Annotated in this window: 22 protein-coding genes; 16 read left to right on the top strand and 6 right to left on the bottom strand. The window is 57.9% G+C overall.

Annotated features, from left to right (window positions below; translation table 11 throughout):
- The first annotated feature begins 438 nt into the window (after window positions 1-438).
- A complete protein-coding gene (locus tag GLX_RS07690; RefSeq protein WP_014105418.1) occupies window positions 439-648 on the top strand; it encodes a DUF3311 domain-containing protein in 210 nt (69 codons plus the stop codon).
- Window positions 641-2,044 (top strand): sodium:solute symporter family protein, encoded by a 1,404-nt coding sequence (locus tag GLX_RS07685; protein ID WP_193360637.1) that lies wholly within the window; start codon window positions 641-643, stop codon window positions 2,042-2,044. Before GLX_RS07690 ends, GLX_RS07685 begins: the two co-directional genes overlap by 8 nt.
- Window positions 2,045-2,071: 27 nt before the next feature.
- On the opposite strand, the gene GLX_RS07680 is transcribed toward GLX_RS07685, so the two are convergent.
- The gene (locus GLX_RS07680; RefSeq protein ID WP_050856101.1) at window positions 2,072-2,998 is read right to left on the bottom strand and encodes a LysR family transcriptional regulator; all 927 of its coding nucleotides are present in this window, start codon (window positions 2,996-2,998) and stop codon (window positions 2,072-2,074) included.
- A 312-nt stretch (window positions 2,999-3,310) separates the two neighbouring features.
- Between GLX_RS07680 and GLX_RS07675 the strand changes: the two genes are divergently transcribed.
- From GLX_RS07675 to GLX_RS07650, 7 genes are all read left to right on the top strand, one after another.
- Window positions 3,311-4,780 carry an amidase gene (locus GLX_RS07675; RefSeq protein ID WP_231850299.1) on the top strand — a complete coding sequence of 490 codons (1,470 nt, stop codon included), beginning with the start codon at window positions 3,311-3,313 and terminating at the stop codon, window positions 4,778-4,780.
- A 285-nt stretch (window positions 4,781-5,065) separates the two neighbouring features.
- Window positions 5,066-5,860 carry an aldolase gene (locus GLX_RS07670; RefSeq protein ID WP_014105414.1) on the top strand — a complete coding sequence of 265 codons (795 nt, stop codon included), beginning with the start codon at window positions 5,066-5,068 and terminating at the stop codon, window positions 5,858-5,860.
- A gap of 482 nt (window positions 5,861-6,342) precedes the next feature.
- A complete protein-coding gene (locus GLX_RS07665; RefSeq protein WP_050856100.1) occupies window positions 6,343-7,257 on the top strand; it encodes an amidase family protein in 915 nt (304 codons plus the stop codon).
- 26 nt (window positions 7,258-7,283) lie between these two features.
- The gene (locus GLX_RS07660; protein ID WP_014104109.1) at window positions 7,284-8,507 is read left to right on the top strand and encodes an IS256 family transposase; all 1,224 of its coding nucleotides are present in this window, start codon (window positions 7,284-7,286) and stop codon (window positions 8,505-8,507) included.
- A complete protein-coding gene (locus GLX_RS17140; protein WP_148268654.1) occupies window positions 8,504-8,743 on the top strand; it encodes an amidase family protein in 240 nt (79 codons plus the stop codon). Before GLX_RS07660 ends, GLX_RS17140 begins: the two co-directional genes overlap by 4 nt.
- 53 nt (window positions 8,744-8,796) lie before the next feature.
- Entirely contained in the window at window positions 8,797-11,121 is a 2,325-nt protein-coding gene (locus tag GLX_RS07655; protein ID WP_014105411.1) for a TonB-dependent receptor, read from the top strand.
- Window positions 11,122-11,329: 208 nt separating this feature from the next.
- On the top strand, window positions 11,330-11,641 hold the full coding sequence (locus GLX_RS07650) for an EthD family reductase (protein ID WP_014105410.1): 312 nt from the start codon (window positions 11,330-11,332) through the stop codon (window positions 11,639-11,641).
- A gap of 112 nt (window positions 11,642-11,753) precedes the next feature.
- On the opposite strand, the gene GLX_RS07645 is transcribed toward GLX_RS07650, so the two are convergent.
- From GLX_RS07645 to GLX_RS07625, 5 genes are all read right to left on the bottom strand, one after another.
- Window positions 11,754-12,680 carry a 2-hydroxyacid dehydrogenase gene (locus GLX_RS07645; protein ID WP_014105409.1) on the bottom strand — a complete coding sequence of 309 codons (927 nt, stop codon included), beginning with the start codon at window positions 12,678-12,680 and terminating at the stop codon, window positions 11,754-11,756.
- A gap of 92 nt (window positions 12,681-12,772) precedes the next feature.
- The gene (locus GLX_RS07640; RefSeq protein ID WP_041247709.1) at window positions 12,773-13,837 is read right to left on the bottom strand and encodes a CorA family divalent cation transporter; all 1,065 of its coding nucleotides are present in this window, start codon (window positions 13,835-13,837) and stop codon (window positions 12,773-12,775) included.
- A gap of 129 nt (window positions 13,838-13,966) precedes the next feature.
- The gene (locus GLX_RS07635; protein ID WP_041247708.1) at window positions 13,967-14,368 is read right to left on the bottom strand and encodes a DUF3597 domain-containing protein; all 402 of its coding nucleotides are present in this window, start codon (window positions 14,366-14,368) and stop codon (window positions 13,967-13,969) included.
- A 76-nt stretch (window positions 14,369-14,444) separates the two neighbouring features.
- Window positions 14,445-15,743: an adenosylhomocysteinase gene (gene ahcY / locus GLX_RS07630; RefSeq protein ID WP_014105406.1), complete on the bottom strand. Its 1,299-nt coding sequence runs from the start codon at window positions 15,741-15,743 to the stop codon at window positions 14,445-14,447.
- Between the two features lie 80 nt (window positions 15,744-15,823).
- Entirely contained in the window at window positions 15,824-16,855 is a 1,032-nt protein-coding gene (locus GLX_RS07625; protein WP_014105405.1) for a dipeptidase, read from the bottom strand.
- 191 nt (window positions 16,856-17,046) lie between these two features.
- Here GLX_RS07625 and GLX_RS07620 point away from each other — a divergent pair, with 191 nt between their 5' ends.
- The 7 genes from GLX_RS07620 (at window position 17,047) to GLX_RS07595 (ending at window position 24,483) form a co-directional block, all read left to right on the top strand.
- On the top strand, window positions 17,047-17,880 hold the full coding sequence (locus tag GLX_RS07620; RefSeq protein WP_014105404.1) for an aldo/keto reductase: 834 nt from the start codon (window positions 17,047-17,049) through the stop codon (window positions 17,878-17,880).
- Complete coding sequence (locus GLX_RS18050; protein ID WP_148268555.1) at window positions 17,877-18,074, top strand: hypothetical protein; 198 nt, start codon at window positions 17,877-17,879, stop codon at window positions 18,072-18,074. Before GLX_RS07620 ends, GLX_RS18050 begins: the two co-directional genes overlap by 4 nt.
- Window positions 18,043-19,173, top strand: a complete 1,131-nt coding sequence (locus tag GLX_RS07615; RefSeq protein ID WP_041247266.1) for a lytic transglycosylase domain-containing protein — start codon at window positions 18,043-18,045, stop codon at window positions 19,171-19,173. The genes GLX_RS18050 and GLX_RS07615 overlap by 32 nt, the downstream gene beginning before the upstream one ends.
- A 34-nt stretch (window positions 19,174-19,207) precedes the next feature.
- Window positions 19,208-19,825 (top strand): peroxiredoxin, encoded by a 618-nt coding sequence (locus GLX_RS07610; protein ID WP_014105402.1) that lies wholly within the window; start codon window positions 19,208-19,210, stop codon window positions 19,823-19,825.
- 241 nt (window positions 19,826-20,066) lie between these two features.
- Window positions 20,067-20,792 (top strand): CbtA family protein, encoded by a 726-nt coding sequence (locus GLX_RS07605; protein ID WP_041247707.1) that lies wholly within the window; start codon window positions 20,067-20,069, stop codon window positions 20,790-20,792.
- A 178-nt stretch (window positions 20,793-20,970) separates the two neighbouring features.
- Window positions 20,971-22,092, top strand: a complete 1,122-nt coding sequence (locus GLX_RS07600) for a lysophospholipid acyltransferase family protein (protein WP_148268554.1) — start codon at window positions 20,971-20,973, stop codon at window positions 22,090-22,092.
- Window positions 22,093-22,224: 132 nt separating this feature from the next.
- Window positions 22,225-24,483: an EAL domain-containing protein gene (locus tag GLX_RS07595; RefSeq protein WP_014105399.1), complete on the top strand. Its 2,259-nt coding sequence runs from the start codon at window positions 22,225-22,227 to the stop codon at window positions 24,481-24,483.
- Window positions 24,484-24,487 lie beyond the last annotated feature (4 nt).

Below are 24,487 nucleotides of genomic sequence, written 5' to 3'. Positions count from 1 at the left end.
CGTTACTGTCCCGCAACCATAAACGATATGCAGTTCGGCTCCACCCAGCGATGGGATAATTACGCGCAAGGGTGAGAGCATGCGTCGTTGTAAGGGGTAGGGGTTCAAAGGTGTTGGCATCTCTTATTGGTACAGGAGATGAGGGCCCGTCTGCCAACCGCCATCATTTTGTTGGGTTGGGTACATATTTAAATGTTACGATATCGGTTTATTCCTGTCTATAACATTTTATGAGGCAGGGTGCGCACAAGAATACGATATTTAACACGGTAGGGGACCATGTAGGATAGTCCAGCATCGCTGCAGGATTATAAGAACAGGACCGATGCTTAATACCATCATGAATGATTTGAAAAACGGAATTCTGATGAAATGTTCTTATTGTAATTGTGTGCACGCTTGTACCGTTTTGTAAAAAAGGAAAGGATATGATTCACAATGTCAGCACGTTCCTGCCTTGCAGTGGGCCTTGTCCTTCCATTTCTGGCTGTGCTGGGGCCACTTCCCTGGCTTTCCTCAAGCCATCTTGCCATCGCGGGCATTCCCGCTGCCCTGGCCTGGCTGTTTGCATGTCTTCCACTTACATCCCTGTGCATGGCAGTGGCATGGAAAATGGAAAAATCGGACCGGCAGGATAAGGATGACTGACATGTGGATGGCTTCGGCGGTTTTTATTGCCATTATCGCACTGTCCTTTTTTGTGGCGCTCCTGTCGCGGCGTAACCATGCCCACCAGAACACTCAGGACTTCTTTGCCGCATCTGGCCAGTTTGGCGGGCTCCTGGTTTTTCTGCTGACCGTGGGGGAGACCTACAGCATTGGCAGTATCATGGGGTTTCCGGCTGCCGCCTGGCATGAGGGCATACCCTTTGTCGGCTGGTTCCTAGGTTACATTGTTCTGGCCTACCCTGTGGGGTATTTCCTCAATCCCCTGATCTGGAAGGCGGGCAGGCGTGAGAATGCGCTGACATTTGCCGATCTGTTCAGGAGCTACTTCTCAAGCCGTTTTCTTGAAGTTGCCGTTACCCTGAGCGCCATCCTTTTCCTGTTGCCGCTTGGTGAACTCCAGATGGCGGGTCTGATCGCCACAATCGGTGAATTTCACTGGCCTTTTTCCCCATCAGTCATTGCCGGTGGCTGCGCGGTGCTGACCTTTTCATGGCTGGCTCTTTCTGGTGTCCGTGCACCGGCGTTTGTATCTGCGATCAAGGACAGTATCGTTATTCTTGCCATTGTATTCATCAGTATTGCCGTCCTGTACCATTCTTCATGGCATGCCCTTGTTCAGGCCAGTCGCGCTATGCCGCTGGCTACGCAGCGCGATAACATGCATACGATAACCACCATCCTTATACAGGCCCTCGGCTTCTGTGTCGCACCGCAGACCATCCCTTTCGTTTTTACGGCAAGGTCAGCCAGTATTGTCCGGCGTAACCAGATCCTCATGCCGCTTTATATGTTGATGTTCCCGCTCCTGCTGCTCTGCGCGCTTTATGCCAGCGCCGTAAACCTGCCCCTGAGCGGAAAAAATACGGTTTTTATTGATGTTGCCATGGCCCTTCTGCCTGCCTGGGGGTTTGGCCTTGTGACTGCGGCCTGTGCCCTGTCCGGTCTTGTCGTGCTGGCTGGTGTGTGCCTGTGTATCGGTTCGCTGGTTTCGCGTAACCTGATGCATGGGCTTCCCGACATGCGGCAGAAAAACTGCGCCAAGGTCGTGATCACGCTGTATCTGGTCTTTTGCGTTTATACGGCCATGCGCTTTTCAGCACTCATGCCGGTGCTGACAACGGTTTATTATTTGGGGGTCGTTCAGCTGTTTCCCGCAATGATGTGCATAGGCCTCGGACTGAATGTCTCAACCGGTTTTGTCACGGCCGGTTTTCTTGCAGGTGAAGTGCTGGCGATCGGTCTTGCATTTTTCGATGTGTCAGTGGAAAACATGAATGTCGGTTTTATCGGTCTGCTGCTCAATACCAGCCTGGTGGCACTGGGCTTTGCGACCAGAGCTTCGGACACGGTGAAGCAACGCAGAGAGTTGTTTTGAAGATAAGGCGTTGATGCGGCCTCTCCCTTATAAAGATAGGGCGCGGGTTGATACGATCTGGTTATTGCCCATTCTTGTCATGATTTCGCCAATTCTGGTACTGACAATCCGTGCGGCGGTGGACAGGGATTTATGCGATGCCTTGAGCAGGTCGAGCGAGGTGGGGACCTGCAGGTCGTGCGTTAGCGGTACGGCGCATAACTGCCCGTTCATGATGTAATTGTGGCAGGAGAACTCAGGCAGGAAAAGAATGGCCCGTCCACACAGGGCCAGTTCGATCTGTAGTTCAAACGCACCTGTTATGAATACAGGATCAAGTGAGATGCCATTTGATTTCACAGCACGGTCAAAGGCACGCCGGACAAAATAAGCACTGTCAGGGATGGACAATGTATGATGCGTCAGGTCATGCAGCGAAATCATGGTATTCTTACTGAGAGGGTGGCTCGGGGCCATGATGGCCGAATGAACAACAGGCAGGCGTTTGCACAGGGTCAGTTCAGACAGGTCAGGGGCAAAGATGGTCAGTCCCAGATCTGCCTTGCCTGCAACAAGGGCTTCGCCCACCAAGGGTGCGGATGAGACTTCTACCAGAAAACGAAGACCGGGATATTCATCATTAAGGGATAGAAGCGCGGGGGCCATCATGGTGGTCAATGTGCTGGACGAAACACGGATGTTTACAAGTCCGCTTCTGAGGCCTTTGAGATCATCCACCCGCTTCTGGGTATTGTCCAGTTCATGCAGGACTTTCTCCGCCGTTTCCACCACGATGTTGCCTGCTGGTGTAAGGCGTATGCCGCGCTGGTCACGTTCAAGCAGCTTGACCCGGAAATAATATTCAAGGTGTTCGATCTGTCGGCTCAGGGCTGTGGCAGTGATACCGATTTTCTGTGCTGCACCACGTAAGGATCCGATTTCAGCAATGACGCGCAGGTAATCGAAAGCTCTCATGTGCATTGATGTTTCTCAGCGCTGTGGATCGAAAACCGTAGCGTAGTGTCATCATAATTGTTGTTTTACCGCAATATGTTTTTCATGAAAATACCATGGTGGCTTATGGCCGCCCGAAAGTCGGCCTGCACTGCGTTACGTCTGCTGTTTCTACCATGCGGCAGGTCATGGAAACCTTGGCAAGGAAAGGGTCATGGATCCGTAGAGACATGAGATGACACCGCTCAATACGGCGGGAGCTTGCCCTGTTTGGTTGGCAGAAAATACGTTTTTGGTTATTTTTACTGATAATATAGAGAAAACTGGATATCGATGATGACAATGCCAATGAACTGGGATGAGTGGTTTGCCAGTGATGCAACCCGGTTGGCGGAACGCATTGCACAGGGCGCGTGCACGCCTGCCGAACTGGCGCGGCAGGCCTGTCAGGCCAGCATGCGGATCGTCCCCCAGGTGGGCGGTGTCATTGAAGTGTTCGAGGATGCGGTGGCCAGGCCTGAAACGGATGGAACATGCCTTGATGGCGCTTTTCGTGGTGTTCCTTTCCTGATCAAGGATCTTGGCCCAACGCTGAAAGGCCGGTTGCAGGAACAGGGTTCGCGATTCCTCAAAAACAACAGACCCACGCGGGATGCGTTCCTTACATCCCGGATCCGCCAGGCGGGGTTGAACATCATCGGGCGTTCGGCCGTGCCGGAATTCGGGGTCTGTGGTTCGGTGGAAAATCCAGATATCTATGTTGTCCGCAATCCATGGAACCCGGACTATACAACATTCGGTTCTTCCGCTGGCGCCGCAGTGTCCGTTGCATCCGGTATCGTGCCCCTTGCCCATGCAACCGATGGCGGCGGATCAATCCGCATTCCCGCAGGTGCGCAGGGATTGGTCGGGATCAAATGTTCGCGGGGCGTCTTTTCCATAGCACCGACCATGTCCGATATTACGGGTTATGTTTCCACGCAGGGCTGTGTAAGCCGTACCGTGCGTGATACAGCGCTTTTCATCGACAGTTGCCGTGGCGGGGCACCGGGTGAGTTCATGCCTTACTGGAAAAGTGACGCATCCTATACCAGCCTGATTACAAAAGACCCGCGACCGCTGCGTATCGCGGTTTCGCATCATTGGGGTCAATATCAGGCAGACCCGCATTTTGTTACCGAATTGGAAAGGGTGGCGGGCTTTCTGAAGGAACTGGGGCACCAGGTTGAGTGGGTGCAGCCCGATATTGATTTTGAAGAGGCATTTTCTGCCCAGACCACCTGTTATATTGGAAACTTTGCCCAGTTCATACAGAACATGTTGGACAAAAGGGGACTGATCCGGCCATCGGACGATGAAGTCGAACCCATAAACATCAGGATATGGGAAAAGGGCATAGATATGTCCTACAGCGAGCGGTGGAAGATGCAGGATGTCTTTAACAGGGTATCGCGTACACTGGGCCAGTTTTACGAAAACTGGGACATCATCCTGACACCCACCTTTGCCAAACCCACGCCCCGCCTTGGCCATAAAAAATACCTTACACTGAGTGACAACCCCGATGTGCTGAACTGGTTCTATGAGCTATGGGAGATCTTTTCCTACACCCCGCTGGCCAGTCTGACGGGTACCCCCGGCATCTCATTGCCGCTGGCATGGCAGTCATCTGGGGTGCCGTTGGGCATGCATTTCCAGACCCGGCAGGCAAATGATGGTACATTGCTGCAACTTGCGGCACAGATCGAGCGCGCCATGGAGGGAAATTTCTGGCAGGGCAGGTGCCCTGCTGTTCATGTCTAGGGCATTCCCCCCCTGAATACTGGTTCGGTGAAGAGTCTATAATTAATTGTTTTTACAAGTAATTTTACCTGTTTAAAGGCATGAATTTAAACAGGGTTTGCTCTGGCAGGCTGTCGAATTGGGATATGGAAAGGGATATTATTCATAACTTATAAAAATATATTTCTGTTCTTTGTATCGGAAATTCTAGTATTTTCATAATTCAAGCAATGTTGTTACATAAAAAATCCCAATCCGACAGTCTGTCAGGACAGGAATACAGAAAACCCCGAATAAGGAGACCCGATGGCGCATGAACTGAGCCTGTCGCCTATGCAGCGTATTGTTGCGACAGGGAACAGGAACCTTGATACCAGTGCAATATGGTGTGCACGCACCGAACTGGCCGCCTGCCTGAGAATGGCGAGCCGCCTTGGGCTGGAGGAAGGGATCTGCAACCATTTTTCGGCTGTGGTGCCGGGTCATCCCGACCTGTTCCTTGTCAACCGACTGGGGTGGGCATTTTCTGAAGCAACGGCTTCCAGCCTGCTGATCTGTACCATGGAGGGTCAGGTTATTGCAGGCGATGGTGTGCCGGAAGCCACTGCTTTTTTTATCCATGCCTGTTTGCACAAACACTGTCCGCGTATTGGAGCGGCCTTTCATACACATATGCCCAATGCCACCGCACTGGGCATGACTGCAGGCCCGCCCTTTGTCTGGGCAGGCCAGACAGCCCTGAAATTTTATGGCAGGATTGCCGTAGATGAAGCCTATAATGGCCTAGCGCTGGATACCCGTGAAGGCGACCGGATTGCCGCAGCGTTGGGCACATGTGATATCCTGTTCATGAAGAACCATGGTGTCATGGTCTGTGCCCCCACCATAGCCGAGGCATGGGACGACCTGTATTATCTGGAGAGAGCGGCCGAAGTACAGGTAAAAGCCATGAGCACCGGACGGCCACTTGTTGCCGTTTCTCCACAAATTGCAAGCGAGACCGCCCGCCAGATGCGAGAGGGCGACGCGCAGAGTGCGCAGCTCCACCTTGAGAGCATCTGCCGTATTCTTGACCGTAGCGAGCCTGAATATCGGGTCTGAAACGAGTATGGACCTGCAGGATGCTGATGCAGGTGGAACCGGGGCATGATCATGCTCACGCTACTTTTATGGAGCGTAGGGTATAATAAAAATCCATGATAGACGGCATTTTACAATACAGTTGAAATGAACGCGTGCGCCGGGCCAGCGGTCTGGTCCATGCATGGCTTTTGCAGGGTATGACGTAGGGGGGCATCTGCATGGCCAGACCCTTTCCCGCGGCCAGCGGATGAATATCAGGAAGAATTTCAATTTCATAAAGTTAAATATCAGTTGGCATAGACCTGAAACTATTCTTTGTTTTCTGTTATGACAATAATAATGTGTCCCTGTTCATGCATCATATATCGCAGCATTCTGCACACAAAAACGATGTATGTTACGATACCGAATCTAAAATATCATGGTGCCTGTATCGCAATATGAAGGGTGGCTCACTAAGGCGCACCATCAGGGTTGACCAGCCAGGTCGGGAGATCGGAATGCTTGACATGACCGCGCGCCAGATGATCGACCGGTTTGCTGACACAAGCCTGTCGCCATTGGAATATGCCCGCTCCCTCGTTGCGCATATTGAACGCTGGGAACCGGCACTGGGTGCCCTTTACGCCTATGACCCTCAGGCCCTGCTGGAAGCCGCTGCTCTGTCCGAGGCGCGGTGGCAGGCCGGAATGCCATGCGGTATCCTTGATGATGTGCCTGTAACGCTAAAGGAACTGATCGCGACACAAGATCATCCCATACCCCAGGGCAGTCTGGACAGCACTCTCATCCCGGCCCGCGCCGATGCGCCGGTTGCCGCCAGGCTGAAGGAGATTGGTGTCATTATCTTTGTTAAGACGACTGCGCCTGATCTTGACATGCTGTCATCGGGGTTTTCGACATTTCATACCCTGGCCCGCAACCCGTGGGAGCTGTCGTGCAACCCTGACGGATCAAGTGCTGGCGCGGCGGTCGGGTATGGGTCGCTGGGTTTCAAGCTCAGCCTGGGCCGCATTCCTGTTGATCCCTATTACACAGGCCGCTGTGTCGACCCCATGACCCGGACGGTCGGTGATGCTGCGCTGATGATGAATGCTCTTGCGATGATTACTGGACCACCCGGAGTTGGGCGGAACTGCGCAACCTGTCCGAAAGCCAATTGGGGAAGGTCCCGCCGTTCATCCGTGCATGAGCCGAACGCGGCAGGTATGTCGACGGAGTGCGCGCTTGACGGGCTGGGGAAAACATTCGCCATGCGCCGTGCTTGTATCGCCCTGTTTGGGGACGTTGATGCCGTACTGTCTCCCATCACGCCCAATATCAGTTTCCCGGCCGAAAATGCGGGGCCGACCAACGACCCGGAACGGTCATTCGAGCATATTGGGGACTATCCTGAATTTTGTGCGGTGCGGTGATAATCTGCTCGAAGAGGAGCCCCCGCATGAGCATTGATAAAGATCTTCTGGACCGTCTGATGGAAGGTCGTTCACCGGGCGACCTGTTTGGCAAAAGCGGCATACTCTCGGAATTGACGAAGGCTCTGGCGGAGCGGGCGCTCAACACGGAGATGACACTTCATCTTGATGAGGAGCGCGCCGATGGCGCCTCTGCTGAGGATAATCAGCCGCCCAACCGCAGAAACGGCAATAGCCAGAAGACCGTGACGACACAGAGCGGCAAGGTTGTTCTGGATATTCCCCGGGATCGGAACGGTACGTTTGATCCGATGTTGATTGCAAAGTATCAGCGTCGCTTTCCCGAGTTCGACCGCAAGATCATCAGCATGTATGCCCGAGGTCTGACAACCCGCGAAATCCAGGGGCATATTGAAGAAATCTATGGCGTTGAGGCCTCCCCGAGCCTCATTTCCGCGATTACCGACGCCGTGATGGAGGAGGTCGCCGCCTGGCAGAACCGTCCGCTGGAACCCTGCTACCCGATCGTCTTCATGGACGCGATCCGGGTCAATATCCGCAGTGATGGGACTGTCTCGAACAAGGCTGTCTTCGTGGCGCTCGCGATCCTGCCTGACGGCACACGGGACGTTCTGGGGCTGTGGTTCCAGGCGAATGAAGGGGCCAAATTCTGGGCCAAGGTCCTCAGCGACCTGCGCAATCGGGGTGTGCAGGACATCCTGATCGCCGTAGTCGACGGGCTGAAGGGCTTTCCGCAGGCCATTGAGGCGGTCTTCCCCAGAACCCGCATTCAGACGTGTATCGTTCATCTGCTGCGTCATTCCATGAGCTTTGCCAGCTACAAGGACCGCAAGGCCATCGCCACAGCTCTCAAGGCAATCTATACAGCAGTGGACGCCACAGAGGCCGAGGCAGCCCTCGGCGGGTTCGAAGAAAGCGATCTGGGCAGACAATACCCGGCCATCGCGCCCAGTTGGCGCAGGGCATGGAATGAGGTCATTCCGTTCCTCGATTATCCTCCAGAAGTGCGCAGGTTGATTTACACAACAAATGCCATTGAGGCCCTGAACTCAAAGATCCGTCGTGCCGTGCGCACCCGCGGCCATTTCCCCAGTGAAGAGGCCGCAGCAAAATTGATTTACCTGGCGCTCAATGCTACCTCAGCACAGTGGAAGCGCTCAGTGCGCGAATGGTACGCTGTCAGATGCCAGCTCGCTATCATGTTCGATGATCGTTTCCCAATGGCCTGAAAAAATGGCACCGCACAAAATTCTACACAGTCTCGCATATTGTCTATACCGTGCCGTGGAACATATCCGAACAACCCGCCATTTCCATCAATTGCGGTTTTTCCTCTACTGGCATGCCCATCGGCCATCAAATCATTGCGCCACGTTTTGCTGATCTGACGGTCCTTAAAATGGCTACCACCTATGAAGTCCTGCGTGGGTCCATGCCACGGTGGCCTCAGGCGCCTTCTACGTGAAGTTGATTGACGGATCCATATTTTCTATTCAGAAACAATAGGATGGCGTAACAATGACCCGACAGATACAACTCCGGCACCGTTCTGTGCTTCTGATATGTGGCCTTGCCCTGTCTGCTGCAGGACTTGATAAGCAGGCTTCGGCCCGGCAGGTCTCGGCTGAAAGCTCATCCCTGACACCGCAAAAAAATCGTGTTCTGGTCAAGGCGGTTCCAGATTCCGTTGGCGCGGGAAAGGGGATGGAGCATGAAGAAATACTTGTTCATGGATCGCGGGGCAGTGCGGCCAGGCTGGAGCATACGGGTGTGGCCATCTCCCGCCTCGATCATGCAACACTGGCGCAGGCGGGGGTGACGACCATCAATGACCTGCAGCGTCTTGTGCCCAACCTGCAGGTGGAAAACGCCTTTGGTGGTGGCCAGCCGCAGTTTCACCTGCGCGGCGTGGGGTTTTTCGATTACGGGTCCAACAACATGCCTGATGTCATGACCTATGTGGATGGCGTGGCCTATCCTTTCGGGATCATGACACAGGGTGTGATGTTCGATGTTTCCGAGGTCGAGGTCGAGCGCGGCCCCACGGGTGCGACATCTGGTCGTAACACGACGGGGGGCGATATTGATATCGTGACGGCCGAGCCTACCCATAAATGGTCCGCGGGCGTTATGGAGGATATTGCCAATTACGCCCGCAGCAAGACGGATCTGTATGTCTCCGGTCCGCTGTCAAAGACCGTGACGTTTCGCCTGTCGGCCGAGACCAATCATGGCGGGGGTTATGAGTTCAATCGCACCACGGGCGAGCACATTGGCAACGCCAATCGCGGTGCTGTGCGTGGCAAACTGAACTGGGCGGTGGATGATACCACAACCGTATCGCTGAATGGGCACTGGTCAATTGATGATTCGGATGCAACGCCTGGTTACCTGATCAAGCCCTTTACCACCGAACTGGGTGCGGGCGTGACCATGCCGGCTGATTCCAACCATTATGCCACTGGTTGGGGCATATCGCCGCAGTTCGCCAAAATGATCGGTGTTGCCAACGATGCCAAGCCATTCCGCAAAAACCAGAGTTGGGGTATAGACATATCGGTCAAGAAAGATTTCTCATGGGCGCGCTTTACATCCATCAGCGCATTCGAGGCCATGTACCGCCATGAAATGAATGACTGGGATGCAACGCAGTCGGCTGAAGCCGATAACTACTTTGATACGAACATGACGGTCTTTTCACAGGAATTTCGTCTGACATCCCATACAAGTGGCCCGTTTACATGGGCGGCAGGGTTATACTTCTACAATGCAAATATGCAGGATGAGATGGTAACCGACTATATGTCGACCCATAGTTTCATCAACACGACCCGCTACGGGCAGACGGATACCTCGTTTTCCGAATTTGGTCAGTTGACCTATCACCCCTTTCACAATTTCAGGGTCATATTGGGGGTAAGGCATGAAAACGAGTGGAAATACCTGAACAATTTCTATACCCAGCGCTCCACCTTGGGCCCGGCAACACGCTATGACCGTTCAACCGGCATGGATCAGGTCAGTGGCAAGGTGGGGCTGGAATATAATGTTACCCCCCATATCCTGACATATTTCAATATTCGCCGTGGGGTAAAGGAAGGAGGCTTTTCGGCCTATAACCTGACATCGCCCTCTCAGATCGCACCTTTCAAGCCTGAATGGCTTCTGGCTTATGAACTCGGTTTCAAGGCGGCCATGTTCAATAACCGTTTCCACCTGACGGGTGCGGCCTTCAAGTATGATTATCATGACCAGCAGGTGCAGAGTGCTGTGGTTGATTCTGTGCTCGGCCCGATTGGCAAGATCGTGAACGCGCCGAGTTCGTCCATATGGGGTGTGGAACTGGAGGCGCAGGCCGAACCCATTCACGGGCTGCATCTTTCCCAGACCTTCGGTTACGAACAAGGGCAGTATACCCAGTTCCAGATCGCCAACCTGACCGCGACAGAAGCCCAGCATGCGCAGACAGGCGGCGCATGGCGCGCTGTCTACACCAACATGGCCGGTCATGACATGGGCTTTCCCAAACTGACCCTGAATGGATCGGCCAGCTATGATATTCATATAGCCGGGAAATATGTGCTGACACCGGAAGCGGATTATTCATACCGTAGTCAGGAAACAGCAGTTCTTCTTGGCCCGCTGTTCAATATCAAACCCTATTTCCTGCTGAATACTTCGCTGACTTTTCGCCCGGAGCATGGCCGCTGGAGTGTTACCGGATATGTCCAGAATGCGCTGAACCGCACATATGATCTGACCCGAAACTTCTTTACCACGTCGGATTTCGGTATTGTCGGGCCGCCCCGGTTTTACGGCGCACGGATGAGCTATACCTATTAGGCCATGCCTTGCAGGGAACATATTCATACTGATTTTCGGATAGGAACAATTGTATTGTTGAAATGACATGTATTGATTTTGGAAGATAATATAGTAATAACGATTATTTTTATTTTTATTTTTCATATTTTCTGATAAACAATATTTCAGCCATGCTACGGGCCGCAGTGCAAATGTATCTGGCCATTATTACAGCGGGACAGAGATAATGATGACGATGTACGTGACCTATACCGCAGACCATACAGCCAGCTTTGACCGGGATTATTATGTTGGTCATCATATTCCACTGGTCATGGAACTCTGGCAGCCTATGGGCCTGAAATCGGCCACTGCTTTTTTTCCTTCCCTTGGTACCAGTACGGGCGCACAGGGAAGTGTAGCAATATGTGAATGTATTTTCGAGAATGAAGCCGCGCTGCATGCGGCCCTGTCTTCTCCTGAAGCCGGTACCATCATGGCTGATGTGGACAAATTTACAAAAATAAAGCCCGCTCTAAGCTGTGGTCATGCAATATGATGCAGGAAGCTGTCCGCCCGGTTTCCTGATGGCCTTACACAGGTCGGAATACCTTCCGCTGTCAGGCCGCCCCGGATGTTTGTGCATACGGGGCGGAGAGGTGATGCTTCCTTCAGTAGCATTTTTGCCGATTGACCAGGCCTGCGGGCGTCTTGCCAGCCTGAAAGGCACGGATCGTGTCTATAACGCTTTCCGCACTGCTTTCAGGGTGGCTATTGCTGGCAATATGCGGCGTGATGATCACGCGCGGATGATCCCATAGCGGGGAGTCCGCAGTCAGGGGTTCAGGGTCGGTCACATCCAGTATGGCCCAGCGCAGGTGGCCGCCATCAAGTGCCGCCAGCAGGTCAGACACCACAACCTGTGGCCCGCGGCCCGCATTGATCAGGCTCGCGCCCGTAGGCAGCCGTGCAAACAGCGCGTTGTTGAAGATCCCGCGTGTCTGCGGGGTCAGGGGCAGGAGCGAGACGAGGATATCGGTTGTGGCAAGGAAGTCATCAAGCTGTCCGGTCCCGGCGAACATCGAAATGCCCTCAACGTCCTTGGGGCTCCTGCTCCACCCGCGCACATTGAAACCCAGTGCGCGGATAGCCCCGGCGCACGGAATGCCCAGCGTGCCCATGCCCATGATGCCGACCGTGGTCGTGCTGGCCCGTCGTTCGGTATGGGGGCGCCACAGGTGTTGCATCTGCTGCGTGCGGTAAAGGGGCAGGTCACGATGGGCGGCCAGCACGTAAGCCGTCACATATTCCACCATGCCGGCAGTCAGTGCCGGTTCGATCATCTTCACCAGTCCCACATGATCGGGGAAGGTGGACAGGTCAAACTGATCCACCCCGGCCCCGAGTGAAAAGACCAGCCTGAGATTGGGGAACCGTGTAAACAGGTCCCGCTCCGGGCGCCACATGGCGATGTACTCGACATCAGCCGGGTCACCACATTCAGGATGGAAGTGGAATTCCATCTCCGGCATCAGCCTGTGGAACACATCCTTCCAGTGCACGTCGCGCTTCTGGCTCTGTTTCAGTACAAAAGACATGCTGCCCTTTCCATCATGCTGGTGTGTGCCCTGCCTGCCGGTTCACGTAGCTGCCGGGTATGGAACCAAACGATACATTGATACTGTGGGTGTCACAGCAGTTTCATGACCTTGAGCAGCATCCATGTAATCATCATGAAGATAAAGCAGATACCGCCTGCTTCCACTGTGCCCAGGCTACCCGCAGCCAGGAACATGCCGCCCGTGTTCATGCCGAAAAAACCGGTTACGAAAGTTGCAGGCAGCATGAGCGTGGTCACGATGGAAACGGTGTAAAGGCGGCGGTTGGTTTCTTCCGCCTGGCCCGATGCCAGTTCATCCTGCAAGGAGCGTGCGCGGTCCTGCAGGGCCAGAAGGTCATCGAGTGCCGCATGGATCTGGCGCTGGGAACGGTCGCGTATGTCGTCCTCTGCCCATTCGGGCAGTTCCAGGTCTTCGTTATGAAAAATGCGGTCAACGGGCGAAATCACGCGGCGCAGTTCGGTCGAACGGCGGCGCACGCGTCCGATCAGCCCGCTTATGCGTCCGAAATCCGTGTGCTGGTCCAGTGTCAGCAGCAAGTCCTCGGCCCGGTCAAGCTGGTCATCGAGCATGCCGATGTTGCGTCGCACGGTATCGGCAAACTCAAGCAGGGTGTGATCGACCACCTCGGCAGGGGAATCGAGGGAATCGATGCGTTGCAGCGCGCGGTAGACAACCCCCAGCGCCGGTACGGGCTGGCGGCGGGTGGTGATGAGCAACGTAGGCAGCACTGCGAAGCGCCATGCAGAGAGGTTCTTGTCATCTTCTGACATGGCATCGTCAAAACCGGGCAGGGCACCATAGACAATATCGCCCTCGGCTTCCACATTCGTGCCCCGATCCGTGCTGCCCAGCGCCAGACGCACTTCCTCAGACAGGCAGGGTATGGCCTGTATGTGAGCACGGCTGGCGGTATGGACGATATCGTAATGCAGCCAGACCCACGATCCCGGATTTTCGGGGGGCAGGCCCTGCAGGGCATGGGCGATCTGCGCATCGTTCAGGCGTTGCGGACGCTGGCCCGACTGGCAGGCAATGGCCCACACCAGCCCGTTGGAGACGGATGTGGGAGCAGCCAGCACGGCAGGTAAAGGGGCGGCGTTATCCGCCATCGGGAAATCGGAGATGGTTTCCATCGCATATCCCTTCATCGTGCCGCCGTCCGGGCACTTTTGGCTCTGGCTGGTCGTGTGTCTGGCCCAGATGAAACGGGCGGCCGGTGGCAGCCTGCCACACGTCCGCCCCTCTGGCACTTCAGCCAGGTATTATTTCATGAGGTCGGGGGAGACCTTGCCGCCATTGGCAGCCAGCTTTGCCATGACCTGCTTGATCAGCCAGATGTTCATGGGGGCGGTATCGTTCATGTCGCCGGTGTAGTGCAGTTCCGTTGCCAGTTCCTTGCGCGCCGCAAGCGAGCTGTCCAGGCCCAGTAGCGTCATCAGGTCCACGATGGACGTGCGCCAGTTCAGCTTTGCGGGGTATTTGGCGGCCAGCGCGCTCAGCACGGCTTCCACGTCAACCGGCTGAGCAGGTGCCGCAGCAGGAGCCGGGGTAGCGACTGACGCGGCTGCTGCGGCAGGGGGGGCACCTGCGGCGGGGGTTGCAGGGGTGGCGGCAGCAGCATGGCTGCCGAAGATCTTGGATAGGATTGAACCGAAGATGCTCATGGTCTCTTTCTCCATCGTAAGCGGAACTGGCGTAAGGCCAGTTCCGTCACAGGCACGTTAGGGTGTCCCGTGGCGCCTAGTAACGATACAGGTCATTCTTGAACGGCCCGTTGACGGGTACGTCAATATAATCAGCCTGTTCCTTGGTCATTTTGGACAGGTGGGCCCCAACCTTGGCCAGATGCAGGAAGGCAACCTTCTCATCCAGCTTCTTGGGCAGCGTATAGACCTTGTTTTCGTACTTGCCTTCGGGTGCTTCCCACAGTTCGATCTGTGCCAGCGTCTGGTTGGTGAAGGAGGCGGACATGACGAAGGAAGGGTGGCCCGTCGCGTTGCCCAGGTTCACCAGGCGGCCTTCGGACAGAACGATCAGGCGCTTGCCATCGGGGAAGATGACCTCATCAACCTGCGGCTTGATATTGTCCCACTTGAAGTTGCGCAGCGCACCGATCTGGATTTCGGAATCGAAGTGCCCGATATTGCATACGATCGCACGGTGCTTCATCTCGCGCATGTGGTCGAGCGTGATGATGTCCACGTTGCCCGTGGCGGTCACGAAGATATCGCCGCGCGGGGCGGCCTCTTCCATCGTCACGACCTCGTAGCCTTCCATCGCGGCCTGGAGCGCGCAGATGGGGTCGACTTCGGTCACCAGCACGCGGCAGCCCGCATTGCGCAGCGATGCGGCCGAACCCTTGCCCACGTCGCCATAACCGGCAACCACGGCAACCTTGCCCGCCATCATCACGTCCGTGCCACGGCGGATGGCGTCCACCAGGCTTTCACGACAGCCATACAGGTTGTCGAATTTGGACTTGGTCACGCTGTCATTGACGTTGATGGCCGGGACCTTCAGCGTGCCCTTCTTCTGCATTTCCCACAGGCGGTGCACGCCGGTGGTCGTCTCTTCGGACAGACCGCGCACGTTTTCCAGCAGTTCGGGATACTTGTCGTGCATGAGGATGGTCAGGTCGCCACCATCATCAAGGATCATGTTCGGCGTCCAGCCGTCCGGGCCATGCACGGTCTGCTCGATGCACCAGTTGAACTCGTCCTCGGTCAGGCCCTTCCAGGCAAAGACCGGCACGCCCGTAGCCGCGATGGCGGCCGCCGCCTGGTCCTGAGTCGAGAAGATGTTGCACGAAGACCAGCGGACCGTGGCGCCAAGCGCCGTCAGCGTCTCGATCAGGACGGCGGTCTGGATCGTCATGTGCAGGCAGCCCGCGATCCGCGCACCCTTGAGCGGCTGGGACGCGCCATATTCCTCACGGAGCGCCATGAGACCGGGCATTTCGCCTTCCGCGATGGAGATTTCCTTGCGGCCCCATTCAGCGAGGGAGATGTCCTTGACCTTGTAGTCGGTGCTGGTGGTCATTTTTTATCCTGTGTTCGTCAATTCGGCACAGGATATAGCCGTTTGGGCGCGACTGATCCAGAGCGGGCGGCATTTCATGTTCACGCCATCGTGCGGGCGACCTCTTCCGCCTGTTTCAGTATGCGCAGGAAATTCTCCCCCCACAGTGCGGCGATCTGGCTGTTGTCATAGCCCCGGCTGCGCAGTTCCGCGGTAAGGTTGCCCGACTGCGATGCATCGGCCCAGCCGCGTATGCCGCCGCCGCCATCGAAATCGGAGGAGATGCCGACATGGTCGATACCGATTCGTTTTACCGCGTAATCGATATGGTCCACGAAGTCGGCCACCGTGACCGGGCGCATCTCGCGCACGTCACGGGGGCGGAGGAAGGCATCCATCGCGGTAATGTGGATCACGCCGCCGCAGGCCCTGAGCGCATCAAGCTGCTCATCATCAAGGTTGCGGGGGTGATCACACAGCGCCCGCACGCAGGAATGGCTGGCAAAGACCGGTGCGCGGGACAGGTCCACCGCCTGCATCATCGTGGTGCGCGCGGTGTGCGATACGTCAACCAGCATGCCCAGCCGGTTCATCTCGGCCACCGCATCCCGCCCCAGCGCGGACAGGCCGCCATGCAGGCTTTCTGGATCGTTGAGGTGGTGCATGGGCCGTGCCGAGTCGGCCAGTTGGTTGTGCCCGTTATGGGTCAGGGTCATGTAACGCGCGCCAAGGGCGCGGAAACGTGCAATGAGCGAAAGATCCTCCCCCATGGCATAGCCGTTCTCCACTGCGGGGATGATGGCGATGTCACCGGCCGCATGCGCCGCGCGCACCGCCGCCGCCGTATCGCATACCTGCACGCCCGCGTTCTCGCCCGTGCGGGCAATCACGTCCAGCATGGCCAGAGCCCGGGTGCTGGCCGCCGAATGCCCCGCGTCGTCGCGCGCATCCTGCCCGACATAGGCAACAAGGCAGGCCGCCCCCAGGCCGCCTGCGCGCATGCGCGGCAGGTCCACCCGGCGCGAGGGCGCGCCGATGGCGAAGTCGCCCCGGTCGGGCCACGGGATATCGACATGGGTGTCGATGGTCAGGAGTGTGGGGTGAGCGGTGGCTTGCGGGGATGGATCGGTCATGGGGTCCCTCTCTGTATGGTGACAATGAACCACATGCACCCCAGTCCTGAAAACTGGGCATAAACCAAAACTGCTCCCGTATCGTTAGTCTGTTCACTGGCGACGCACGTCCTGCCCCGGCCTGGTTGCCACCCCGCCGCCCGTGCGACGGGGCACCCCTTTGGCCGGGTGCGCCTGACGAAGGAACCACCATGACCACCATTCCTCTCCTTACCCTTAATGATGGACACCGTATTCCCGCCATGGGCTTCGGTACCTATCCGCTGGACAACCCGCAGGCCGAGGCCGCTGTGCGTGAGGCGCTGAGGGCGGGCTACCGCCTGTTCGATACGGCGTCTCGCTACGGCAATGAAAGCGGTGTGGGCACCGGGTTGGTCAGCTTTGACGTGGGGCGGGAAGATATTTTCGTTACCACCAAGCTGCGCGGTGCCGACCAGGGTTTCGACAGCACGCTGCGCGCGTTCGAGAGCAGCCTTGAACGGCTGAAGATGAGCTATGTTGACCTGTATCTGATCCACTGGCCACTGCCGATGAAGGACCAGTATGTAGAGAGCTGGAAGGCAATGGTGCGGCTGCGCGATGAGGGGCGGATACGCTCGATCGGCGTCTCCAACTTCCTGCCCGAACACTTGCAGCGCCTTGTGGATGAAACCGGGGTCACGCCTGCGGTCAATCAGATTGAAATGCATGCGGATTTTGCCCAGGGCGCGCTGTTGGAAACCCACAGGAAACTGGGCATTCTGACCGAAGCGTGGAGCCCGCTGGGACATGGAAAGCTGATGGAAAACCCGGTGGTGCAGCGCGTGGCGGCCCGGCATGGCAAGTCCGGCGCGCAGGTGCTGCTGCGCTGGGTCATCGACCGTGGCGCCATCCCCATTCCCAAAAGCGCGCATCCCGAGCGCATGCGGGCCAACCTGCACAGTTTCGATTTCCAGCTGACAGCGGACGACATGCGCGACCTCGCCACGCTGGACAGTCCGCACAACCGGATCGGCGGTGATCCCGCCACGTACGTGGAGGAATGACGGCCACGCCAGCGCTGGCGCCGCCCGTCCTGCCCGGCGCAGGACAGGATTGCGCAAGCGCTGGTCGGGCTGTTATGGTGCGCCGCCCGTCCCGCCGGGCGGGCCTTGACCGGCGCGTCCGTCATGGGAGCATGGGCGGCAAGAGCGGGATCACGGCACCACATGGCGGCACTCCAGGCAGTAGCGGTATCTAACGAAGGCAGCGCACCTACGCCCTCGCATTCTCTCCCATACAGGCGCGCCATGCGGTGGCTGGTGCTGGGGCTGGTGGGTATGCTGGCCGCGTGTGCCAGTAGTGGCCCCCGTGAAATGAGCGAAGAGCAGATCATCAAGGAAGCGGATACTTACCGCGCCCGTGCCCATAGCAGTTATACCCCGCCCGGCCCGCCGGAAGACCCTTGGGGCCCGTATATAACCGAAGCCTCGCAGCGTTTCGATGTGCCTGATATCTGGATCCGGCAGGTCATGCAGCGCGAGTCGGGCGGGCACCTCTATCGCAATGGGGAGTTCATCACATCGCTGCCGGGTGCGATGGGCCTCATGCAACTCATGCCACCGACGTATGATACCATGCGCTCGCGCTACGGCCTTGGTTCCGATGCATTCGACCCGCATGACAACATTCTTGCTGGCACCGCCTATATCCGTGAGATGTATGATATCTACGGCTCTCCCGGTTTCCTTGCCGCCTATAACAGCGGGCCGGGAAGGCTGGATGATTTTCTTGACCGCTACCATACCCTGCCCAGGGAAACGCGGGCCTACGTGGCATCCATCGGGCCAAAGATTGCCGGGGCGTCGCCGGTCAACCGCTCCCAGGCCGACCTGCTTGTCGAGTCCCGCGCCCTTGCCCACGCCCAGGCGGTGCAGAATAGCAGGACAGGGCGCAGCAGCGGGGCCCAGCTCCTGGCTTCCGTACCAGGGGGCACCGCGTCCGATGCGCCATCGCCCGAGGCCGCTGCCGTGCGGGCGGCATGGAGCGCGCGGGAGGAAAGTGGTGGTGCCCCCATGGCTACCGTCGGAACGCGGCCAGGCGTGATCAGCATGGCGTCCCGCCATGACTGGTCGGTGCAGGTGGGTGCCTACGGGTCGGTCGGGCAGGCGGAGCATGCGGCGGGGGTGGCGCGGGCCAAGGTTTCGGCCAGCGGCGTGCATACCCAGGTGGCAGGCATTGCATCGCCGCATGGTCATGTTTATCGTGCAAGGCTGACCGGCCTGTCGCATGAGGCTGCCGAACAGGTCTGTCAGCGGCTTGGCGGGGCGGGTTGCCAGATCCTGTCACCTGCCACATGACGGTATGGACCCTGCTTTCAGGGTGTGAGGAAATATGAGATATTTTTACAGGCGTCCACGCTGGTCCCTGCCGGGGCTATGCCTGCCGCTGTTGGGTATCATGGCCTTTGCGGGCTTCGTCTGTTTTTCTCCCGCGCGGGCAGCGCTTCCCGTAGGCAGCCAGGCACCTCTGTTCAATGCACAGGCTACGCGTAATGGCAGCGAGTTCAGTTTCCATCTGGCTGATGCGCTGCGGCAGGGGCCGGTTGTGCTCTATTTCTATCCCGCTGCCTTTACCCGCGGTTGCACCATCGAAGCCCATGACTTTGCCGATGCGATGGACCAGTACAAGGCGCTGGGTGCTTCGGTCATCGGAGTTTCCACTGATGACATGCCGACACTCGACCGTTTTTCGGTCAGTGAGGGGCATGGTCGTTTTCCCGTTGCGGCAGACCCGCAGGGCCAGATCGCGCGGATGTATGACAGCCGCCTGCCCCTGCTCAACCGCGCCAGTCGTACATCCTATGTCATAGCACCCGATGGCAAGGTGATCTATGCTTACAGCGCGCTTTCCCCCAGCGACCATGTTAGCAAGACGCTCGATGCGCTGCGTCAGTGGCATGCAGCACACGACCATGCCAGCCCGGTCTCCCTGCCAACTGCGGTAAAATAGGCTAGCCGCCTTTTATGTATTTGACTCGGGGGCTGGTGGCGCTATTGACTGGCCTTGCGTCATCCGCAGAGGAGAAGCCGGTGGGAACCCGGTACGGTCGCGCCACTGTATACCGCATGCATGCGGGAGTCAGACCTCTTCAGCGGATATGAATTACCATTCCGCTACGGGACGCGTTTTCCCGACAGGAGATCTGAACCATGTCTTTTCCCATTCCTTCCGTACGCCATGGTGTAGCCTGATGGCAGGACGCCTTCTGCTGCGTGGCATGCTGGCAGGCATTCTCGCCGCCTGTCTGGCCTTCCTTTTTGCTCGCGTGTTCGGTGAACCCCAGGTCAATCTGGCCATCGCTTTTGAATCCGCCATGGATGCCGCCGCCGGCGAGGCACCGGAGCCGGAACTGGTCAGCCGTGGTGTACAGGCTTCCTTCGGCATGCTGACAGCCGCCATCATGTATGGCGCCGCCTATGGCGGGCTGTTCTCACTTGTCTTTGCCGCAGCCTACGGGCGGCTGGGCCGGTTTTCGCCGCGTATGCTCGCTCTCCTGCTGGCGGGGGCAGGATTCCTAGCCGTGGTGTTGGTACCGGACCTTAAATATCCGGCCAACCCTCCTGCCGTGGGGCAGCCGGAAACCATCGGCATGCGTACCATAACATATTTTGAAATGATCATCTTCTCGCTCTGCGCGCTGACACTGGCCGTGCTGGCGGGACGTCAGTGCGCGCGCCGTCTGGGCAACTGGGGCGGGTCGCTGTGTGGCGCGGCTCTTTTTGTGGTGCTGGTGGCGCTGCTGCAGGTGGTGTTGCCCGACATTAACGAAGTGCCGGACAATTTTCCCGCCATCGTGCTGTGGCGCTTCCGTGAGGCGGCCCTGGGCATGCAGCTTGTACTGTGGGGCAGTCTTGGCCTGCTGTTCGGTGTCATGGCCGACAGGCTGCTGGCCCGTCCGTCCGTGCGCTACGGCTGAGCATCCGTTTCTGCCCCATCTGTGCCAGGTCACCAGCCGCCATGCCATGCGTCGGTCAATCCGGGGCAGGCTGGGGATGGACGAATACGGCGGAGGCGTTGCGCGCAGGGCACGCCAGCCCTCTGCTCCGGTTGCTCCATATTGTCGCACGCCCTGATGACGGTCTATGGATAGGCGCATGATCGCCGATTTCATCCGCCGTTTCATCCGGCGCCGTTCATCATCACCTGTCCAGTCCCGGTCCGTGTCACGTGCCGCGCGGCAGGTGATCGCGCCCGAATCCGGTTCGGATGCGGCCCATGCGATTGCCACCGTGACGGTTATGCCCTCGGGGAGGGTGCGTGAATGCGTGCGTACCGCGCGCGCGGTGGGCAGGCTTGCGGCCATTACCGTATGGGTGCCGCTGTCGGTCGGTTTCGAGGCCGTGCTGCTGCTGGTGCCCGGTACCGCCAAGATCCGGTGGACGCGCATGGTCTGGGGCGGGTTGTGCCTGCTGCTGTCGCTGCGCATCCGGGTTGTGGGGCGCAGGGCAGGGGGTGTTGGTGGCCGCAAGGCCCGCCAGTGTGGCGAGCGGCCGGTCATTTACGTTTCCAACCATTCCACATGGCTTGATGTGCCGGTGTTGGGCACTGTCCTACCATCGAATTTCGTGGCCAAGGGCGATATCGAGGGCTGGCCCATCATGGGGCTGGTCTCTCGCATTGGCCGGACCATATTCGTCAGTCGTCAGCGCAGCACGACCGGGCGCGAGCGTGACGAAATGCTGCACCGGTTGATGGTGGAAGGTGATAACCTGATCCTGTTCCCGGAGGGGACGTCCTCGGACGGTTCGCGCGTACTGCCTTTCCTGTCGGCCTTTTTCGCCATTGCCAAGCCGCCACGCCTGCCGCCGGGCCGGGCACCGGCCGAACCGGACAGCGAGGCGGCGCTCATTGCCGCCCGCCCCGGCATGACACCGCTGATCCAGCCCATATCGGTCGTGTATGACCAGTTGGAGGGCCTGCCGGTCAACCGCGCGCGCAGGCCGGTCTTTGCCTGGTACGGGGATATGGATCTCGGCCCGCATGTCTGGCAACTGCTCCGGTGGCGTTCGATGCGGGCGACGGTCCTGTTGCACCCGGCACTTGATCCCAATGATTTCCCCAGCCGCAAGGCGTTGGCACAGGCGACCTGGCGGGCTGTGGCGGCAGGCGCGGCCGAACTGCGCCAGAACGTGGCCCAGCCGGAAAATGAAAGTGCTTACGCCTGCCGTCCGCTGGCGGGTATGCTGCCGCAGGATCTTGAACGCAGCCGCGATTGAGGGGTTTGTGTCAAGATTGAGGCATATCATGTTCAGCAGGCATGGTGTTGACTAGGCTTGGGTACGAACCCACAGGTCCATGCTGGCCTGTGGTCGGCCCGGGTGGGTTCATTCCGCCACAGGGCCGGGGCCATGTCTGGCAACGCCAGAAAAGTGATCTCACATGGCGCGGGCTGCCGTGCCGATGCTCTGGAGTCTACGGTGGATCAGCCGAAAATTAGTGCCGATGTCCTGCTTTCTGCCATGGAGCAGGCCATTGACCCCATGGTCGTGATTGATGAGCACAACAACATCATCCTCTTCAACGCTGCCGCCGAGCGTATATGGGGCCTGCCGCGCACGGATGTGATGGGCCGCAATGTAAGCTGCCTTGTGCCGCAGGCCGAGCGTGCGCAGCACGACAGCTACATCGACCGTAACCGCGAGACAGGGATAGGCCGGATTGTCGGCACCTCGCGCGAGGTGGAGTTCACGCGCGCCAACGGTGAGTATGTGTGTGGGGAGTTGTCCATTTCCCGCGTACAACTGGCTGATTCGCACAAGATTTACTACATCGCCGTCATGAAGGATGTGACGGAGCAGAGCCGTCAGCGCAAGATCCTGATCTTGCAGAATGACGTGCTTCAGGCGCTTGCGGCCGACCTGACCGTGCAGGAAATGGGCGACCTGCTGTGCCGCAGGGTAGACGGATTCGTGCCGGGCGGGGTCGCGGCGTTCATGCTGCTTGACCGTTCAAGGCGCGGGCTGTCCATTGTGGCATCTCCGGGCATGCCCAACCGGTACCGTACGGCCCTGGACAGCATGGAACTGAGTACCGAACAGGTCGAATTACTCCGCACGGAACCGGGTAGCAGCAACAAGCTGGTGTGGGATGGCTATTCCTCGCTCGCCCGTTCACTGGGACTGCAGTGGTGCTGCTCGTCGGCCATCATCTCACGCACCGGTCAGGTCATGGGGATTTTTGCCCTCTACCTGCGTGGCGATGAAGCCGACCTGGCATGGCCGAAGCGCGTAGTTACCACGTCCATGCCATTCTGCGCGTTGGCGATCGAACAGAACGAGACGCGCCAGCATATCGCCCAGCTTTCCAATTTCGACAGCCTGACCGGTCTGCTTAACCGTACGTCGCTGCATAATGTCATCGAGCGCCTGATCATGCGCGGTGGTGACAGTCAGTTCTCGCTGTTCATGGTGGATATTGACCGCTTCCGCGATATCAACGACGCTCTGGGCCATGTGAATGCTGACCGTTTCCTCATTGAGATCGGGCGGCGTATCCGTGCGCTGGTCAATGATGAATACATCGTCAGCCGTTCGGGTGGGGATGAGTTCATCATTATCGTGCCCGACTGTTCGCATGCCAAGGCCGAACAGTTTGCCGAAAAGCTGATCAATGCCATCGCAAAGCCACTGCAGGTCGAGGAGAACACCCTCACCATCTCGTGTTGTGTAGGCATAAGCACCTTTCCCGAAAACGGGCCGGACAGCGAATCCCTGCTCAGCCTTGCCGATGCCGCCGCCCGGCAGGCCAAGGAAGACGGGCGCGGCCTGTACCGCTTTGCAGGCCATGAGAAGAACCTGGTGGCGCAGGAGCGCCTGATGCTGGGTTCGGCGCTACGGGATTCGCTCTCCAAGGGCATGCTGAACCTGCATTACCAACCGCAGGTGGAAACCATGACCGGTGGCCTGTATGGTGTGGAGGCCCTGTCGCGCTGGCACCACCCGACACTGGGTAACATCTATCCCTCCCGCTTCATTGCCGTGGCGGAGGAAACCGGGCAGATCGAAGCGATCGGCCGGTGGTCGCTGCAGGAGGCGTGCAGCCAGATGGTGCGCTGGGACCGCGATGGCGTGCGTGTGCCCACAGTTGCGGTCAATCTCTCGGCCGTGCATTTCCGCAACCGCTCACTGCCTGAATATATCGCCAATCTGCTCAGCCATCACGGCCTGACACCCGACCGGTTGACGGTGGAGATTACCGAAAGTGTGATGATGGACAGCAGCAGCGAGACCGAAGAGGTGCTGCACGCCATCCGCAGGCTGGAGGTGGGGCTGTCAATGGATGATTTCGGCACTGGTTATTCCTCGCTGTCGCGGCTTACGCGCCTGCCGCTGACCGAGATCAAGATAGACCGCAGTTTCATCAATGATTTTGAAACGGATACCAATGCCCAGGCCGTGACCATGGCTGTGATCGGCATCGGCTCGCGCCTGGGCATGACCGTCGTGACCGAAGGGGTCGAGACCGAGCAGCAGTGGCGGCTTCTGGAGGAATTGCATTGTGACGTAATGCAGGGCTATCTGTTTGCCAGACCGCTCCCGCCTGCCGAACTGGAGAAATGGTTCCGTGAACGCCAGGCCAAGGGATCGTTCGTTATTCCTTCGGCATGATAGG

This window comes from Komagataeibacter medellinensis NBRC 3288, assembly GCF_000182745.2.
In the GTDB taxonomy this organism is placed as follows: Bacteria; Pseudomonadota; Alphaproteobacteria; order Acetobacterales; family Acetobacteraceae; genus Komagataeibacter; species Komagataeibacter medellinensis.
This window is presented reverse-complemented; position numbering and strand designations above follow the sequence as displayed.

Coding starts and splice junctions, on each gene's coding strand:
- GLX_RS07650 (WP_014105410.1), top strand. CDS start 11,330: ATGATGACGATGTACGTGACCTATACCGCAGACCATACAGCCAGCTTT.
- ahcY (WP_014105406.1), bottom strand. CDS start 15,743: ATGACCACCAGCACCGACTACAAGGTCAAGGACATCTCCCTCGCTGAA.
- GLX_RS07655 (WP_014105411.1), top strand. CDS start 8,797: ATGACCCGACAGATACAACTCCGGCACCGTTCTGTGCTTCTGATATGT.
- GLX_RS18050 (WP_148268555.1), top strand. CDS start 17,877: ATGACGGCCACGCCAGCGCTGGCGCCGCCCGTCCTGCCCGGCGCAGGA.
- GLX_RS07605 (WP_041247707.1), top strand. CDS start 20,067: ATGGCAGGACGCCTTCTGCTGCGTGGCATGCTGGCAGGCATTCTCGCC.
- GLX_RS07675 (WP_231850299.1), top strand. CDS start 3,311: ATGATGACAATGCCAATGAACTGGGATGAGTGGTTTGCCAGTGATGCA.
- GLX_RS07615 (WP_041247266.1), top strand. CDS start 18,043: ATGGCGGCACTCCAGGCAGTAGCGGTATCTAACGAAGGCAGCGCACCT.
- GLX_RS07635 (WP_041247708.1), bottom strand. CDS start 14,368: ATGAGCATCTTCGGTTCAATCCTATCCAAGATCTTCGGCAGCCATGCT.
- GLX_RS07680 (WP_050856101.1), bottom strand. CDS start 2,998: ATGAGAGCTTTCGATTACCTGCGCGTCATTGCTGAAATCGGATCCTTA.
- GLX_RS07665 (WP_050856100.1), top strand. CDS start 6,343: ATGCTTGACATGACCGCGCGCCAGATGATCGACCGGTTTGCTGACACA.
- GLX_RS07610 (WP_014105402.1), top strand. CDS start 19,208: ATGAGATATTTTTACAGGCGTCCACGCTGGTCCCTGCCGGGGCTATGC.
- GLX_RS07670 (WP_014105414.1), top strand. CDS start 5,066: ATGGCGCATGAACTGAGCCTGTCGCCTATGCAGCGTATTGTTGCGACA.
- GLX_RS07645 (WP_014105409.1), bottom strand. CDS start 12,680: ATGTCTTTTGTACTGAAACAGAGCCAGAAGCGCGACGTGCACTGGAAG.
- GLX_RS07640 (WP_041247709.1), bottom strand. CDS start 13,837: ATGGAAACCATCTCCGATTTCCCGATGGCGGATAACGCCGCCCCTTTA.
- GLX_RS07685 (WP_193360637.1), top strand. CDS start 641: ATGACTGACATGTGGATGGCTTCGGCGGTTTTTATTGCCATTATCGCA.
- GLX_RS07620 (WP_014105404.1), top strand. CDS start 17,047: ATGACCACCATTCCTCTCCTTACCCTTAATGATGGACACCGTATTCCC.
- GLX_RS07660 (WP_014104109.1), top strand. CDS start 7,284: ATGAGCATTGATAAAGATCTTCTGGACCGTCTGATGGAAGGTCGTTCA.
- GLX_RS07600 (WP_148268554.1), top strand. CDS start 20,971: ATGATCGCCGATTTCATCCGCCGTTTCATCCGGCGCCGTTCATCATCA.
- GLX_RS07625 (WP_014105405.1), bottom strand. CDS start 16,855: ATGACCGATCCATCCCCGCAAGCCACCGCTCACCCCACACTCCTGACC.
- GLX_RS07595 (WP_014105399.1), top strand. CDS start 22,225: ATGTCTGGCAACGCCAGAAAAGTGATCTCACATGGCGCGGGCTGCCGT.
- GLX_RS07690 (WP_014105418.1), top strand. CDS start 439: ATGTCAGCACGTTCCTGCCTTGCAGTGGGCCTTGTCCTTCCATTTCTG.